Raw genomic sequence first — 14873 nt, 5'->3', positions numbered from 1 at the left:
CCGTTATGTCCTTACCTGCAACTCAGCATACCATTCATATTGAGCAGCTGCGGAAAACGTATCATGCCCCGACCAATGGGGATGTGCATTATATCATTAAGGATGTCGATCTGGTTATCAAGGGAGGAGAGTTCTTTGTCCTGCTTGGTCCCAGTGGGTGTGGGAAGTCAACGCTGCTGAACATGATCGCGGGGTTTATCTCCAAGTCGGGTGGACAGCTCAAGGTGGATAACAAGGAGATTGACAGACCAGGCAGGGATCGGGCAATGGTATTCCAGCAGGCGGATTCTTCTCTCTTTCCATGGCTAACCGTGAGGGAGAATGTTGAATTCGGACTTCGAATGTCCAAGGTGCCTAAGACGCAACGGCGTGAGATCTCCGATCGTTACATCCAGCTTGTGGGACTGAGTGCTCATGAGGGCAAATTTCCAAAAGAGCTATCAGGTGGCATGAAGCAGCGTGTTCAATTGGCCCGGGTACTTGCGAATGACTCGGCGATCTTGCTGATGGATGAGCCATTCGGTGCGCTGGACGCGATGACGAGACGGACCATGCAGAAGGAACTGGTGAATATTTGGAAAGAAACACATAAAACCGTTATCTTTGTCACACACGATATTCAGGAGGCGTTATTGCTTGGTGAGCGCATAGGCATTATGTCTGTAGGTCCGTCTTCGAATATCACGGATATTTACCACAACACTTTACCTTACCCGAGGAACATCGCCTCGTCTGAGTTCAACACCTTGTATGACCGAATTCAAGGCCACTTTGAAGAATAACTGAGGTGATATACAAGATGAAATGGTTGGAGAAAAAAAGGGTGTCTATCCCGCTTCTATGGGTAACGGTCATCTTAATCTGGCAGCTTGGTGCCCTTATCTATGGGCCTGACGTAATCCCTGGTCCGTGGCACACGATCCTGGGAGCACGCGAATTGATTGCTGACGGTACACTGATGGAGTATATCGGAATCAGCTTCACTCGTGTACTGGCGGGATGGGTACTCGGAAGTATCATTGCTATTCCGGTAGGGCTGATTATTGGCAAAGTTCATCTCATCCGGCTGTTCGCCGAACCGTTCCTTAACTTTATACGTTTTATCCCGCCGATCGCCTTTATTACCTTATTCCTGGTGTGGTTTGGAATTGGAGAGCAATCCAAGATCGCGCTTATTATGTACGCAACCTTCTTCATTGTTGTGCTGAATACACTGACAGGTGTGCTCTCCGTTGAAGAAGATAAAATCCGGTCGGCCCGCAGTATGGGAGCCAATGAACGGCAGATTCTGCTGCATGTGATTGTTCCGGCGACAACCCCGTATATCTTCACGGGTGTGCGACTGGCGATGGGAACCTCGTATATGGCCATAATTGGTGCTGAGATGATTGCCTCGAATGAGGGAGTCGGTTACTTGATCTGGAATTCCAGACTCTTTTTCCGAACAGATTGGATCTTTGTCGGGCTGATTTCCCTGGGTTTTATGGGATTCCTGACGGATCGATTGTTCAACTGGTTTGGTCGCAGAGTACTCTACCGATATGGTGTCATTGGCGGAGCGAAGCGGGGCTAAATTAGGACATAGGAACATTGAATTCCAGACGTTACTTGAAAAGGGAAGTTATCTTGTTTTGACGTTTGATCGATAACCTGTTTTGGCACTTCTACACGAGGCCAATACAGGTTTTTTGTGTGCTGGCGTAAGGAGTTTCGGCATTGAGATCAAACCGTGGTATAATTGAATTTCAAAAATACAATAAACGTCATGCGGGCTGTACATACACTGCATGCAGGAGAGATTATGGATTGGATTATTGGCGCCGTATGCGCTTCTATGGTGGCAGGTGCTGCCTATGCGAAAAAGTCGCTAACCCTGTCTGGCTGCCTGGCAGCAATCATGATGGGAACGATATATTACGGAGCGGGGAACCTGTTCTGGTTTGGCACGTTATTGTTGTTTTTCATTACTTCAACGTTGCTCTCCAGGTTTCGTAAAGATCGGAAGCAGGAGCTGGAGAAATCCTATGCCAAGTCAGGAAATCGGGATGCGGGACAAGTGATGGCTAATGGTGGAATGGGCATGTTCCTATGCCTGGGATACTGGATATTTCCACATCCGGCATGGGTGTATGCTTTCATTGGTGTAATGGCTACCGTTACATCGGATACATGGGCAACCGAAATTGGGAGTCTCAGTCGCAAGCCGCCGCGCTCTGTTCTCACGTGGAAGGTACTTACTCCTGGTGCTTCAGGAGGGGTCTCACTTCTTGGCACCGTGGCTGCAGCCGTAGGCGGGGCTCTGATTGGTGCGGGAGCATTCTTGTTTTCCTGGATCGCCGGGATAGAAGGGCTTAGTCTGTTTAGTTGGACTTTTGTCGGTCTTGCAGGCGGTTTGGCAGGGGCTTTTGCCGATTCCTATCTGGGCGCAACGGTGCAGATGATGTATCGTTGTACTGTGTGTGGCCGTGAAGTTGAGGTACATGAACATTGCGGGCATCCAACGGTTCGGGCTCGTGGCTGGGCATGGATGAGTAATGACCTGGTGAACGTTCTTAGCTCGGTAATCGGCGGATGTGTGGCGATTGGTTTAGGTAACATTTTGGCGTTGTAGGGGGGAGTACATTTGAGCACGGTACAGGGAGACAAATCGGAGGCTATTTTGGATGCGGCCTATGGTATTTTTGGCTCGAAAGGTTTTTATGAGACCAAAATGTCTGATATTGCAGACGAAGCCGGCATCGCAAAAGGCACCATTTATTTATATTTTAAAAGCAAGGAACAATTATTTATCGCAGTATCCAAGCGGGACTGTAACAGCTTTATCAGCCGTCTTGAATATGCTTTGAACTCGCATGAGAACACAGGTGATAAACTTGGAGCAATAGCCAAGACCCACCTTACGTATTATTATGAGCGTCGCAATCATACTAAACTCTTCTTTATGGCACCCAATAATGATCCGGATCTGATGAAATTCATGAAGGCATTCATGAATCAATACATGAGTATGGTGTGTGAGGTACTGGAGAGTGCAAGTGTACCTGAGCCTGTATTGCTCGCTGAAGCCTATATTGGAATTCTGGACCGGCTGAAGATGGATATCATGTTAAATCCGGAGTTCAATGAGGAACATCTGAACAAACGAATTGCCTTTGCAGCAGCATTGTTTTTGGACGGATGCCGTTCTTTTTTGCAAGTTTAAAGTGAGTTCGCGGATGTACGTAATATTGAATTTTATTTTACAGAGAAGTGGGTACGAGCAATGAACATAATGACGGTAGAGCAAATTACAAAAAGTTATGGCGAAAAAATATTGTTCAAGGATGCTTCATTTGGCATGGCTGATCAGGACAAGATTGGTGTCGTTGGGGTAAATGGAACGGGTAAATCCACGTTTTTGCGTGTGATATCGGGTATGGAACCGGCAGACGCGGGACAGATCTCCATCGGTAATGACGTACGTATTCAGTTCCTGGCACAAAATCCGGACTTCAATGCGGATAATACGGTACTGCAACAAGTATTCGAAGGTGACAGCATGGAAATGAAAACCGTGCGTGAATATACGGAAACGATGGAATTATTGGAACTGAATTCCTCCGATCCAGCGTTGCAGGAGCGATTGTTACGTTTGAATCAACAAATGGAGCAGCTTCAGCTCTGGCAGATGGAGAGTGAAGCGAAGAGTATCTTGTCCAAACTGGGTATTCGTCAATTCGATGCACTGATGGGCACATTGTCTGGTGGACAACGCAAAAGGGTGGCACTCGCTGCTGCGCTGATTCACCCTTGCGAACTGCTCATTCTGGATGAGCCGACGAACCATATTGATAATGATTCGGTAGTATGGCTTGAGCAGTACTTGCAGAAGCGCCGCGGCGCACTGCTTATGATTACGCATGATCGGTATTTCCTGGATCGTGTGGCGAATGTCATGCTCGAATTGGATCATGGTCGTTTGTTCCGCTATGAAGCCAACTATACACGTTTTCTGGAACTGAAGGCAGAGCGTGAAGAACGTGAAGCCTCTTCCGAACAGAAGCGTAAGAACTTGCTTCGGACGGAGCTCGCATGGATTCGTCGTGGTGCCAAGGCACGGACGACAAAACAAAAAGCGAGAATTGATCGCTTCGAACAACTTAAAGACCAACAAGGGATCCAGCGTTCGGGTTCATTGGAAGTATCGGTTGGCTCCACTCGTCTGGGTAAAAAGATTCTGGAGATTGAGCATCTTTCCAAATCCGTCGGGGGTCGCAAACTGATCGAAGATCTGAGTTATATTGCCGTACCTGGAGATCGGGTAGGGATTGTCGGACCAAATGGTAGTGGTAAGTCCACGTTGTTACAGATGATATCTGGCAAGCTGGAACCCGATGCAGGTGTGGTTGACGTTGGTCCTACGGTCAATCTGGGCTATTTCACACAGGAACACCAGGAGATGGATGAATCTCTTCGTGTTATTGAGTACATCAAGGAAGTGGCTGAGAATGTGAAAACAGCCGATGGCTCACTGATTACAGCATCCCAGATGCTGGAACGATTCCTGTTTACCCCGGCATCCCAGTGGACGCCAATCTCCCGCCTGTCTGGTGGAGAGAAGCGTCGTCTATATTTGCTGCGTGTGCTGATGGCTGCGCCGAATGTATTGCTGCTGGATGAGCCGACGAATGATCTGGACATCCAGACACTCGCTGTACTGGAAGACTACCTGGATGATTTCCCCGGTGTTGTCTTTGTCGTATCCCATGATCGCTATTTCCTTGATCGTACTGTGGATAAAGTGCTGTCTTTTGAGGGCAACGGTGCTGTACGTGTGCACGTCGGCGACTACAGTGAGTATGCGGAATGGATGCTGAAAAATGCGCCTGGAGCTAATCAAGAGAGTGATACAGGAGCGGCGAAGGTGAAGCAGTCATCGGAGAAGACGACTCCTGCAGTGTCAGCGGCTAAACCGAAGTTGAAATTCAGCTTTAAGGAGCAACGTGAATACGACCAGATTGATGAAAATATTGAGAAGGCTGAAGCCAATCTTGTCCGGATTAACAAAGAGATGGAAGAGTCATTTAGTGATTCTGCCCGTCTGCAGGAGTTGATGGCGGAGCAGGTTGAGGCTGAACGTCATCTGGATGAATTGATGGAACGCTGGACCGTTCTGAATGAACTTGCAGAGCAGATTGAACAGAGCAAGTCTTGATTTATAACTAAACATCGCCCTTTCTTCTACAGTGACTTTATGTCGCATTGGAGAAAAGGGCGATTTTTTTGTCTGCGAATTTGCGATTTTATGTGAAACGTTCTGTATGTTCATTACGTTGTATAAGTAAAGAATTCCATAGAAGGGAGAGAACACCACACTTATGTATAAAGAAATTAATGAACAGTTGGCAGTGATCAAGGAAAAGGGGAGAATTTACGAGAAATGGATCAAGCGTCTGGAAAAGCTTCAAACGGAAGAAGCCGAATGGGAAGCAAAGGTAAAACGTCGTCAGGCGCATCTTCAGAAGGAGCAGAAAGATGTTGATCGACTGAACAGTATGACATTGTCAGCATTTTTCTATCAACTGATTGGCAAGAAGACAGAGCGTCTGGAAAAGGAAGAGTTAGAACTCATGGAGAGTAAGGCTGCATACGACACCGCTTGTCGCATGTTACAAGACGTACAGGAGCAACGAATTCATGTAGAGCAGGAGTTGGAGGGCCAAAGGCAGTATCAGTACTGGCAGAGCGACTATAACGCTCTGTGGGGGAAGAAGGAAGGGCGTCTGCTGGACCAGGATGCGGAATTGCAACACATGGCTGAGAATCGGGAACATCTGGCGAGTGAGCTTCAGGAACTGGATGAGGCTTTCCGGGAAGGGGAATATCTGGTCTATGCCCTTGAACGTGCCGAGAAGGCCTTGGCTTCGGCAGGTAATTGGGGCGTATATGACATGATGGGTGGTGGGGTAATCTCCACACATATCAAGCGGGGACGAATGGATGACGCTCAGGTCGCTATTATGGATGCAGGTAAGCGTCTACGACGTTTTCAGAAGGAATTGGAGGATGTAGAGATGGCCGTACACGCCGATCTGCATCTTGGAGGTCTGCTTTCATTCGCAGACTATTTCTTTGATAACCTTTTTGTGGACTGGATGGTTCAGGAAAAAATTCGCAAAGCCGAACGTCAGGTGAAGGATGGACTGAGCGCGGTTCGGAAGACCATGCATGTGTTAAGAAATGAAATCCGTGACCATAAGGCAGAGTTAGAGATATTGGATCGTAAATATCATGCATATGTGGAACAGGCAGATTAAGAGATATGACAAAAAAGGACACTTCCGATAGCGCACCGATTTGCTGTGCTTGGAAGTGTCCTTTTTGATTAGACAAGACTTATGGATGTCACCATGATGATTTCGTAGAAAAATGATGCTTTTTTACTTGGTTGTAATGTAGGCAGCGAGCAATCGTGCCGTATTCAGGACAGCATCCTTATGCGTACGCTCCATGGAATGAGATGCGTGAACCCCTGGACCGATCAGTGCTGCTCGGATATTGTTTCCTCCGCGTAATGCTGCACTGCCATCTGAGCCATAGTGAGGATAAATGTCGACGACGTAATCCATGCCATCTTGTTTGGCCAGCTCAATGAGACGGCTAGTCATATCATAGTCATACGGGCCAGAAGAGTCCTTGGCACATATGGAAACGTCGGTTTCTTTACAACTGAGATCGTCACCCATCGCACCCATGTCTACAGCGATCATTTCACTGATTTCCGCAGGGATATACGATGCGCCATGTCCAACTTCTTCATAGTTGGAGATGAGCAGAGAGACGTTATGTAATGGTTTCCAGCCCTCGCGATGTGCAGACTCAAGGATGCCGAATAGCGCAGCCACGCTGGCTTTGTCGTCCAGATGACGTGATTTGATATAACCACTCGGAGTGATGACGGCGCGAGCATCGAAGGAGATAAAATCGCCCACAGAGATTCCGAGTTTCAACACATCCTCCTTGGAAGAGACGACTTCATCGATTCGAACTTCCATATGGCTCTCGGTCCGTTCAAAGGTGCGTGCATCTGGATAGACGTGTACAGACGGGTGAAGGGAGAGGATGGTGCCTGTGTATGTTTTTCCATCCCGAGTATGGATGGTACAATATTCGTTTTCGATACTTTGCATGGAAAATCCACCAACAGAGGTCAGTTTCAATGTGCCGTAAGATGTAATGGAGCGCACCATGGCCCCTAGCGTATCCACGTGGGCGCTCAAAGCAATTGTCTTGGACGAATCCTGCCCTGGCAATGTAAGCACTGCACCGCCCTTATTATTCAGCTCACAGGCGATGCCCAGTGATTCTGCTTCCTTGCGGATCATCTCGATAATATGATGGGTGTAACCACTTGGGCTTGGTGTATCCAGCAATTTTTTCAGAAAAGACAGAACGTATGATTCATCAATTGTAAAACTCATTGTGTAATTTCCTCCTCGGATCGTGGGTATGGTGTGAAACAAAATACAGCCTGTCTGGGGGAGAGAATGTAATACTACCATTCCTGACTCGCCAGCAGGCTGTCTCTGATTGGTTACAGTGTTCCCGTAGGGTTTCCCTTGCGCTGACTCTGGATCGAATCATTCTCCAATAGGCTGTCGGATTCATTGGAGTCAAGCGAATCCATCGATTTGAAAGAATCCAACGTAGATTTGCTTGTCGCGGAACTTTCCAATTCAGATACACGCAATTTCAATTGTTTGTTCTCGCGTTGCAGTCTGTATTGGCGATAGATGCCATATGACCCTACAATAATTCCACCGATCAGGGTACAGCCGAGAATCAGCAAGATCAGCGGGATTTGTACCGTGTTAAATAACAGGTTGACTTGTACGGAATCCACATTAATGACCGCAAAGATTCCCGTGAGCAGTGCAAAAACAAGACCTGCTATGAGTGCCCATTGCATTTTCATGGTGTTGCCTCCTTGTTGAACAATTGAGAACTAGATATGCATTACCCATATTCGGGTATGTTGCATCTAGCAATGATGATAAAATCCCCTGCCCAAACGGGCAAGGGATGCAGGTCACATGGAAAGACAACCTTATTTGGTTAATTGCTCCATCTGTTCAATCAATTCCTTGAACACACTCATTGCTTCACGAATTGGCTGTGGTGTAGACATATCCACACCTGCTTTTTTCAGAATGTTGATGGAGTAATCACTGCCGCCGCTCTTCAGGAAGCCAAGATATCGGTCAACAGCCGGTTGGCCTTCTTCCAGAATTTGCTTGGAAAAGCTTGTTGCTGCGGAGAAGCCTGTAGCATATTTGTAAACGTAGAAGCTGTTATAGAAGTGTGGAATGCGAGCCCATTCCATTTCAATTTCTTTGTCAACAGCCATGCCTTCTCCGTGATATTTAACGTTCAGATCATAATAGATCTCGGATAACAATTGTGGTGTTAATGCGTCACCTTGTTCCGCACGTTCATGAATGATTTTCTCGAATTCAGCAAACATGGTCTGACGGAATACCGTTGTACGGAATTGGTCGGCATAATAGGTCAACAGATACAATTTTTCCTTTGGATCTGTTGATTTGTTAAGCAGATAATCCATAAGCAACGCTTCGTTGGTTGTGGATGCAACCTCAGCCAGGAAGATGGTGTACTGTGCATCACGATACGGAAGTGTTGTATCCGAGTAATGTGAATGCAGAGCGTGACCCATTTCATGTGCGAGTGTGAACATGCTGTTTAGGTTATCTTTGTGATTCAACAAGACATACGGGTGAGTACCGTAAGCGCCCCAGGCATATGCGCCTGAACGTTTATTTTCATTCTCATATATATCGATCCAGCGGTTATCATATCCAGTCTGCAATGCATCGGCATAGTCCTTGCCGAGTGGTTTCAGACCGTCTTTAACCGTTTGTTTCGCTTCCTCATAGGTAATATCCATTTTGTATTCGTCTACGAGTGGAGCGAACAGATCGTACATGTGCAATTGATCCACACCCAGCAACTTTTTGCGCAGGTCCATATAACGATGCAATAACGGAAGGCTCTCGTGAATGGTGTCTACCAGATTGGTATACACATCCGTTGGGATGTTATCTCCATATAGGGACATTTCCATCACGGAAGGGTACTTCCGAACATTAGCATAGAACATATTTTTGGTTACATTTGCATTCAGGGCAGCCGCAATTGTGTTCTTCTGTTTGGCATAGGTTTCGTATACCGCTTTGAAGGCACGTTCGCGAACTTCACGATTAGGGTTCTCCAAGAACTGAATGTAGCTACCGTGAGTCAGTTCAACTTCGTTACCATGTTCATCCTTGATTCGGGGGAACTTGAGGTCAGCGTTATTCAGCATGCTGAAGATTGTCTGTGGTGCTTGTGAAAGGTTGCCTACCTGTGCAAGCAAAGCTTCTTCTGCTTGGCTAAGAACATGGGCTTTTTCGCGTTTCATCTCTTCCAATGTAAACGTGTAAGCAGAGAGTTTTTCGTTCGCAATAAATGCGTCCAACTGATCATCCGGCAGGGAAAGAATCTCCGGTGTGACAAAAGAAAGTGCTTCACCAACCCGTACGCCTAATTTCTGGGCTTTTTGGGACAGGTTTTGATATGTAGGATTCGCTGTGTCTTCATCTTGATGCATACGTGCGTACACAAAGAGGCGTTCTATTTTGAGGCTGATCTCATCTTCGAATTCGAAGCAAGATTTGAGTACATCAGGTTGATTCAGTTTGCCTTGGAATTCGGAGGCCTTCTTGGTCAAAGACGATACTTCTTCATATTCTTGATCCCAGGCTTTCTGATCGGCAAATAAATCTTCCAGTTTCCAGCTATGCTCAGCCGGCACCTCGGAACGTTTCAATAATTGACTCATGGAAATCCTCCTTTGATGATCTGATGAATGTATGGACGAAGCTGCCTTCGTCTCGCTTGCCTGTGCGGAGAGAGACGAAGGAATCAGACTAAGTACCAGGATAACAGATAGCGATTTCTGGTATTTCAACGGCCTTCCTCCTTACAATACGAATAATCTCGTATAGTATGACCTTAGGCACGATGAAATATTTGAGCATCTGGGTCCCCGTGATTAGGTTCCCATGTTATACAGAAAATAAACGATCAGGAAAAAGGCGAAACAAATGAGCAGGGTAGCAATAAGCGCCATTCCCCGTCTCAATCGATCCGGGATGGAATTGCGTCCCAAAATAAGCACAATACCAAGAGAGAAGGCAAGGATAATAAAAATGACGACATTGCTTGAGTCAAGCTGCATGGGTTAGACCCCTTTGAAGGCAGCCATCAATTGACGCCATTCATCCTCACGGTTCTCAAAATCTGCTTTTGGAAAACGGCGTTCAGCCCAGTGCATTAATGCAGGACGGCTAAGGAACGTATGGCATTCTTCGCCCCACTCTTCCGAAATTTCTCGCAGTACGAGATATTTGCCTTGAACTTCTACGGTCATCATATTCCACTTGTCTGTTTTGTATATTTCATGTTTTTTTATCATAGGTAGTCTCCAAACTAACGGTTTTGGTAAAATGATACCGTACCCTACGATTCAAAGCAAATTTTTTCGACATTTATGGAAAGATAAATTGCAAAATGGAAGCCCATACAGTATAATAAGGGTATTCGCCATAGATGGCGATATTTTTAGGAGGTTTTTCATTTGAAAGGTACAGTTAAATGGTTTAACGCAGAAAAAGGCTATGGCTTTATTTCAGTTGAAGGCGGCGAGGACGTATTCGTACATTTCTCCGCAATCCAAGGAGATGGCTTCAAAACATTGGAAGAAGGTCAAGCGGTAGAATTCGAAATCACTGATGGAAACCGTGGTCCTCAAGCAGCTAACGTAAACAAACTGTAAGAATTTTTCCGGTCAACGGACTTCTTATATATGATAAATTTATAGCTGAATATTAAGAACCTAAGCACAGTCCCCCAAGGGAGGCTGTGCTTTTTTTGATTCTAAGATTTTTCAGTGTAAATAACGGTTGAATACGGTGTATGTTCCCTGTGTGTTCAGGAGACACGATTGGTCATGCTGGACCATAACTTCAATCCGAAACCGATCAGTGCAGCCAGGGAGAAAGCCATCGCGGTGAGATAAAAGGATTGTCTGCCTGCATGTTCCAGCAGCAGCCCGCCCAACGTTCCACTAAGAAGTCCCGAAGCACTGGACCAGACAATGGTGAACAAAGCCATACCCGTAGCTCTGTAACCGTCTGGAACTAGGCGAATGATATAGCGGACCGCCGTAACGTAGAAAATACCAAAGGTAACACTGTGCATCGTCTGAATCGCAACGACAGCTGCAGGTGTATCGGATATGGACATGAGAAGCAAACGAACCGTATACATCAGTGCAGCAAAAGCAATTAGCGGCAGCTCTTTATAACGGTTTCCATACTTGCTGAGCAGTAGAAATATGGGGATTTCACTTACGGAAGAGATCAGCAAAGACCAGCCGATCAGCCCCTCGCTGGCACCCAGATCTTTTAGCGTGATGGTAAGAAATGCTTCGTTCATGCGATGTCCCATGGCAAGCAAAAACACACAGCCAAAAAAGGTGAGCACATCTCTGCGTTTCAAAATAGCCCATAACCCCGATAGATCCATTTTGCTACTGCTTCCCGAAGGTTGATCCTTCAATTGAAAACTGATCAATAGTGTAGTGGCAGCAAGACCAACACAGACCCAAATCGTCCATGCTGGACCAAAAGATCCAAGGAAATACCCGATACTTAATGCAAAGAAGGCATAACCGATCGATCCGAAGACTCGAATGGAAGTGAAATTTCGGCCGTACTTGCTGGCGGTTGTAATAGCCATCGTATCGGAGAGTGGATAGACCGGATAATAGAAAAAGTAAAACAGGGTTACGAGTACAAATACCTGACCGAAAGTTGTCGCATTAGCTAGCATGACTCCTGTGATCAATTGGCCTCCAAGCAGAATAATCATCACTTTGCGTACCGTTTGGTAGCGGTCGCTGGCCATACTCCAGAACATATTGGAGAACACGGAGATGAGTGGGCCGATCCCGTAGAGATAACCAATCTCAGCCCGACTGAAGCCCAGATGACTGAAGTAAAGCTGGAAGTAGGATACCACCAGAACAGTGGAACCGAAGATGGTGAACATGAGAGCCCGCAGCCAGTTCTGGTCCGGGCGGGCGTTGTGACTTAATTTCATGATGAGAGACTCCAATCCTGATAACAATTCAATGATTTTATTACCCTTTCAGGGATGTTGATTTACGGGCTTTCGGCACGGACATCGTAGGTTCTTTCTGTGTGCGCCGGATGACAAGCCAGACAATGATAAGTTCGGCGAGCAGGCCAAGGGATTGGGCTACAGCGCCAATCATACCGTTCCACGCAGGGAAAATACTAACCAGTATAAGCAGCACAATTACCGTGCAGATGGCATTCGCCGTTTGCGAACGAAACATCGTTTTTGTCTGACCGCGAAGCAGAATGAGGCCATTGCTGAAATCCAGAAAAGGGAAGATCAGCGGAAATAAGACAAACGCACGCAGCGTCCACAGACTTTGTTCCAACAGTTCACCCTGAACGCTCATGACATTTTCGAGTACCCAAGGTCCCAAGGGGGTATAGGCAATCGACACCATCATCGCAAACGGAATAAATCCTGTCACAAGTGCGAATTTTCGTACCAGTTTGGCGTCCACAAGGTAGAAATTCAGCACGATCTGATGGATGTATGTAAAGAAGCTTAGCATCAACTGCATCAGACTGCTTGCTATGGCAAAGGACGAAATGGCTAGTGCAATCCCTGTCGTTTTGCCCAGTACAATGTTAATAACCGGTCCTATGAACAGCGCTACAAAGCTGGATAACAGCAGCGGCTTATAAAAGCGAAATACGTCTCCCTTGCTCTCGACGGGATGATCCTCAAGCTTGGCTGGCATCTTGCGTTTGATGCTGTTTCCCTCCAGAAAGCTGACCAGCGCTTCAATCATCATGCCAGCAGCAAAAATGATAGCGCCTACACGTCCACTGTCAATGCTGTCTGTATATATGAAATAGAGGGATAGGCCGTACATGCCGGCTAAACGGAAAACCATCCCGATGGTTAACCACTTGGTGCGGTTATTCGTAATGATGATCCCCTGATAGATGTTGCGGATCACAGAAAAGATACTCACATACATGAGAATTTCATATACGTCGATGACCTTGTTCAGCAGATCCGGACTTACACCAAACAAGTATTTGAACACCCCGGTACCAACGGGAGAGTATACGATGAGAAACCCAATGAGAAGCACACAGGCAAGAAATATTTTGGTCACAAACGTGAGGGCCTGAAAGGATAGGCGATCGCGAACCAGTGCGGAACAGGTTTGCCGCAGCAGGGTGGAGGGGCGTTCCGTGAGGGTTAACAAGCTACCGGCGATGGCATAGCTGGCAATAACCGTCTCGGGATGAGCGGAACGTGCTAATGTGCTGTTTATGATGACGTGAGAAATGGTGACGAGAGAGGCGGAAATGCCAAGTGGCACAAAAAAAGAAAATAACCGTCTCCACGAAAGTGATTCACTTGACGACATGTCAACGACTCCTTTGATGGATGAAATATGCCTAGTATATCACAAAGCTTTGGGCGCGGATGCGATTTTTTATGCGGAATATGCGGCAGATCATTTGTACAATTAAGGGGATCATATTATAATAGGAATGGTTAAAAATCGCTCTAATACGTATTCAACCAAGTGGAGGCACATTTATTTTGAGCCAATCAAATCGAAAACGTCATCAATATCCGCGTGGACCGTTGGCATTGATGAGAGGGGTGTACAAATACACCATTCCGGAAACACGGAAGGCACTGAATGGATGGCGTGCCCAAGCTGAAGCGATTCCGAATGAAGAATTGCGTACGCAAGCACTTGCCAGTCTGAAGGATAAACAGTTTCACTGTGAAGGCGGAACCGTCTACGCATTAGCTGATTTGCCCAACAGACACATTCTGATTCCGCTGATCGTTTCATATCAAACTATTAGTGATTATTTGGACAATCTGTGCGACCGCAGCACGTCGATGGACCCGGATGACTTTCGTCTTCTCCATCAATCTATGCTTGATGCGGTAGATCCCGAAGCAATTCCCGTCAATTATTATGCCCTCCGTGAGGAGCAGGATGACGGCGGATATCTGCGGAATCTGGTGACCACATGTCAGGAACTGACCCGTCAGTTACCGGGCTATACGTCCGCCAAGCCCCAAATTCAGGATCTGGCAGGCCTATACACGGACCTGCAGGTATATAAGCATATCAAGCCGGAACTGAGAGAAACGGCACTGCTCGAATGGTGGTCGGAGCATCGTCATCGCACACCTCAGTTTCGTTGGAACGAATTTGCTGCTGCAACTGGCTCTACACTGGGCGTTTTCATGCTGTTTCTGGCTGCGAGTGACGATCAGTTGACTGAAGAGCAAGCGGCCTCGATCCACACGGCCTATTTCCCACATGTATGCGCATTGCACATTATGCTCGATTATTTAATTGATCAGGATGAGGACCGCATCGGGGGAGATCTCAACTTCTGCAACTATTATGAGAATGTGGAGACAATGCTGGACCGAATTGCTTTTATTGTGGAGATGGCACGCAGCGATGTGCAGAAGATTCCGGGAAGCTCCTTTCACCGGATGATCATCGAAGGACTGATTGCCATTTACCTGTCTGATCCCAAAGTCAGCGAACAACAGGAAGTTCGCGTCGTATCCAAACGTCTGCTGAAAAATAGCCCGATCACAAGAATATTTTTCTTCATTTTCAGTCGCTGGATACGGAAAAATATGTAAGTCAGGTGTGATATTGCGGAGCCTGAAGTGAA

15 protein-coding genes are annotated in these 14873 nt (G+C 46.7%); 8 read left to right on the top strand and 7 right to left on the bottom strand.

All coding sequences use genetic code 11. The features are described 5' to 3' along the window. The first annotated feature begins 5 nt into the window (after positions 1 to 5). The 6 genes from MKX68_RS00925 (at position 6) to MKX68_RS00900 (ending at position 6296) form a co-directional block, all read left to right on the top strand. A complete protein-coding gene (locus MKX68_RS00925; RefSeq protein ID WP_074094443.1) occupies positions 6 to 782 on the top strand; it encodes an ABC transporter ATP-binding protein in 777 nt (258 codons plus the stop codon). 17 nt (positions 783 to 799) lie between these two features. After that, positions 800 to 1573 carry an ABC transporter permease gene (locus MKX68_RS00920; protein WP_338593553.1) on the top strand — a complete coding sequence of 258 codons (774 nt, stop codon included), beginning with the start codon at positions 800 to 802 and terminating at the stop codon, positions 1571 to 1573. A gap of 228 nt (positions 1574 to 1801) precedes the next feature. Continuing rightward, positions 1802 to 2611: a DUF92 domain-containing protein gene (locus tag MKX68_RS00915; RefSeq protein WP_036609682.1), complete on the top strand. Its 810-nt coding sequence runs from the start codon at positions 1802 to 1804 to the stop codon at positions 2609 to 2611. A gap of 12 nt (positions 2612 to 2623) precedes the next feature. Beyond that, positions 2624 to 3202, top strand: coding sequence for a TetR/AcrR family transcriptional regulator (locus MKX68_RS00910; protein ID WP_017689402.1), 579 nt, complete (start codon positions 2624 to 2626; stop codon positions 3200 to 3202). Positions 3203 to 3262: 60 nt separating this feature from the next. Beyond that, complete coding sequence (locus MKX68_RS00905) at positions 3263 to 5194, top strand: ABC-F family ATP-binding cassette domain-containing protein (protein ID WP_340908424.1); 1932 nt, start codon at positions 3263 to 3265, stop codon at positions 5192 to 5194. A 163-nt stretch (positions 5195 to 5357) separates the two neighbouring features. After that, complete coding sequence (locus tag MKX68_RS00900; protein WP_340908421.1) at positions 5358 to 6296, top strand: hypothetical protein; 939 nt, start codon at positions 5358 to 5360, stop codon at positions 6294 to 6296. Positions 6297 to 6419: 123 nt separating this feature from the next. Here the strand turns inward: MKX68_RS00900 and MKX68_RS00895 are convergent, their stop codons facing one another. The 5 genes from MKX68_RS00895 to MKX68_RS00875 all read right to left on the bottom strand — a co-directional run bounded on the left by MKX68_RS00895 (position 6420) and on the right by MKX68_RS00875 (position 10513). Further along, positions 6420 to 7460, bottom strand: a complete 1041-nt coding sequence (locus MKX68_RS00895; RefSeq protein ID WP_338593568.1) for a M42 family metallopeptidase — start codon at positions 7458 to 7460, stop codon at positions 6420 to 6422. 113 nt (positions 7461 to 7573) lie between these two features. Beyond that, positions 7574 to 7954, bottom strand: a complete 381-nt coding sequence (locus MKX68_RS00890) for a LapA family protein (RefSeq protein ID WP_047842377.1) — start codon at positions 7952 to 7954, stop codon at positions 7574 to 7576. A gap of 132 nt (positions 7955 to 8086) precedes the next feature. After that, entirely contained in the window at positions 8087 to 9877 is a 1791-nt protein-coding gene (gene pepF, locus MKX68_RS00885; protein WP_036609671.1) for an oligoendopeptidase F, read from the bottom strand. 213 nt (positions 9878 to 10090) lie between these two features. After that, entirely contained in the window at positions 10091 to 10276 is a 186-nt protein-coding gene (locus tag MKX68_RS00880; protein WP_047842378.1) for a hypothetical protein, read from the bottom strand. A gap of 3 nt (positions 10277 to 10279) precedes the next feature. Further along, complete coding sequence (locus MKX68_RS00875) at positions 10280 to 10513, bottom strand: hypothetical protein (protein WP_017689395.1); 234 nt, start codon at positions 10511 to 10513, stop codon at positions 10280 to 10282. Between the two features lie 162 nt (positions 10514 to 10675). Here MKX68_RS00875 and MKX68_RS00870 point away from each other — a divergent pair, with 162 nt between their 5' ends. Then, entirely contained in the window at positions 10676 to 10873 is a 198-nt protein-coding gene (locus MKX68_RS00870) for a cold shock domain-containing protein (RefSeq protein ID WP_017689394.1), read from the top strand. Between the two features lie 155 nt (positions 10874 to 11028). On the opposite strand, the gene MKX68_RS00865 is transcribed toward MKX68_RS00870, so the two are convergent. Beyond that, positions 11029 to 12201 carry an MFS transporter gene (locus MKX68_RS00865; protein ID WP_340908417.1) on the bottom strand — a complete coding sequence of 391 codons (1173 nt, stop codon included), beginning with the start codon at positions 12199 to 12201 and terminating at the stop codon, positions 11029 to 11031. A gap of 40 nt (positions 12202 to 12241) precedes the next feature. After that, positions 12242 to 13582, bottom strand: coding sequence for a multi antimicrobial extrusion protein MatE (locus MKX68_RS00860; protein ID WP_338593585.1), 1341 nt, complete (start codon positions 13580 to 13582; stop codon positions 12242 to 12244). 179 nt (positions 13583 to 13761) lie between these two features. Between MKX68_RS00860 and MKX68_RS00855 the strand changes: the two genes are divergently transcribed. Then, positions 13762 to 14841: a tetraprenyl-beta-curcumene synthase family protein gene (locus MKX68_RS00855; protein ID WP_017689390.1), complete on the top strand. Its 1080-nt coding sequence runs from the start codon at positions 13762 to 13764 to the stop codon at positions 14839 to 14841. The last annotated feature ends 32 nt before the right edge of the window (positions 14842 to 14873 follow it).

Source organism: Paenibacillus sp. FSL M8-0212, from assembly GCF_038004645.1.
Classification (GTDB): Bacteria; Bacillota; Bacilli; order Paenibacillales; family Paenibacillaceae; genus Paenibacillus.
Note: the sequence above shows the minus strand (reverse complement) of the source record. Positions and strands in the feature narration are given on the sequence as shown.

What these genes read in the sequence shown, in the direction of transcription:
- MKX68_RS00925 (WP_074094443.1), top strand. Translation starts at nt 6, where the DNA reads ATGTCCTTACCTGCAACTCAGCATACCATTCATATTGAGCAGCTGCGG.
- MKX68_RS00920 (WP_338593553.1), top strand. Translation starts at nt 800, where the DNA reads ATGAAATGGTTGGAGAAAAAAAGGGTGTCTATCCCGCTTCTATGGGTA.
- MKX68_RS00915 (WP_036609682.1), top strand. Translation starts at nt 1,802, where the DNA reads ATGGATTGGATTATTGGCGCCGTATGCGCTTCTATGGTGGCAGGTGCT.
- MKX68_RS00905 (WP_340908424.1), top strand. Translation starts at nt 3,263, where the DNA reads ATGAACATAATGACGGTAGAGCAAATTACAAAAAGTTATGGCGAAAAA.
- MKX68_RS00900 (WP_340908421.1), top strand. Translation starts at nt 5,358, where the DNA reads ATGTATAAAGAAATTAATGAACAGTTGGCAGTGATCAAGGAAAAGGGG.
- MKX68_RS00895 (WP_338593568.1), bottom strand. Translation starts at nt 7,460, where the DNA reads ATGAGTTTTACAATTGATGAATCATACGTTCTGTCTTTTCTGAAAAAA.
- MKX68_RS00890 (WP_047842377.1), bottom strand. Translation starts at nt 7,954, where the DNA reads ATGAAAATGCAATGGGCACTCATAGCAGGTCTTGTTTTTGCACTGCTC.
- pepF (WP_036609671.1), bottom strand. Translation starts at nt 9,877, where the DNA reads ATGAGTCAATTATTGAAACGTTCCGAGGTGCCGGCTGAGCATAGCTGG.
- MKX68_RS00880 (WP_047842378.1), bottom strand. Translation starts at nt 10,276, where the DNA reads ATGCAGCTTGACTCAAGCAATGTCGTCATTTTTATTATCCTTGCCTTC.
- MKX68_RS00875 (WP_017689395.1), bottom strand. Translation starts at nt 10,513, where the DNA reads ATGATAAAAAAACATGAAATATACAAAACAGACAAGTGGAATATGATG.
- MKX68_RS00865 (WP_340908417.1), bottom strand. Translation starts at nt 12,201, where the DNA reads ATGAAATTAAGTCACAACGCCCGCCCGGACCAGAACTGGCTGCGGGCT.
- MKX68_RS00860 (WP_338593585.1), bottom strand. Translation starts at nt 13,582, where the DNA reads ATGTCGTCAAGTGAATCACTTTCGTGGAGACGGTTATTTTCTTTTTTT.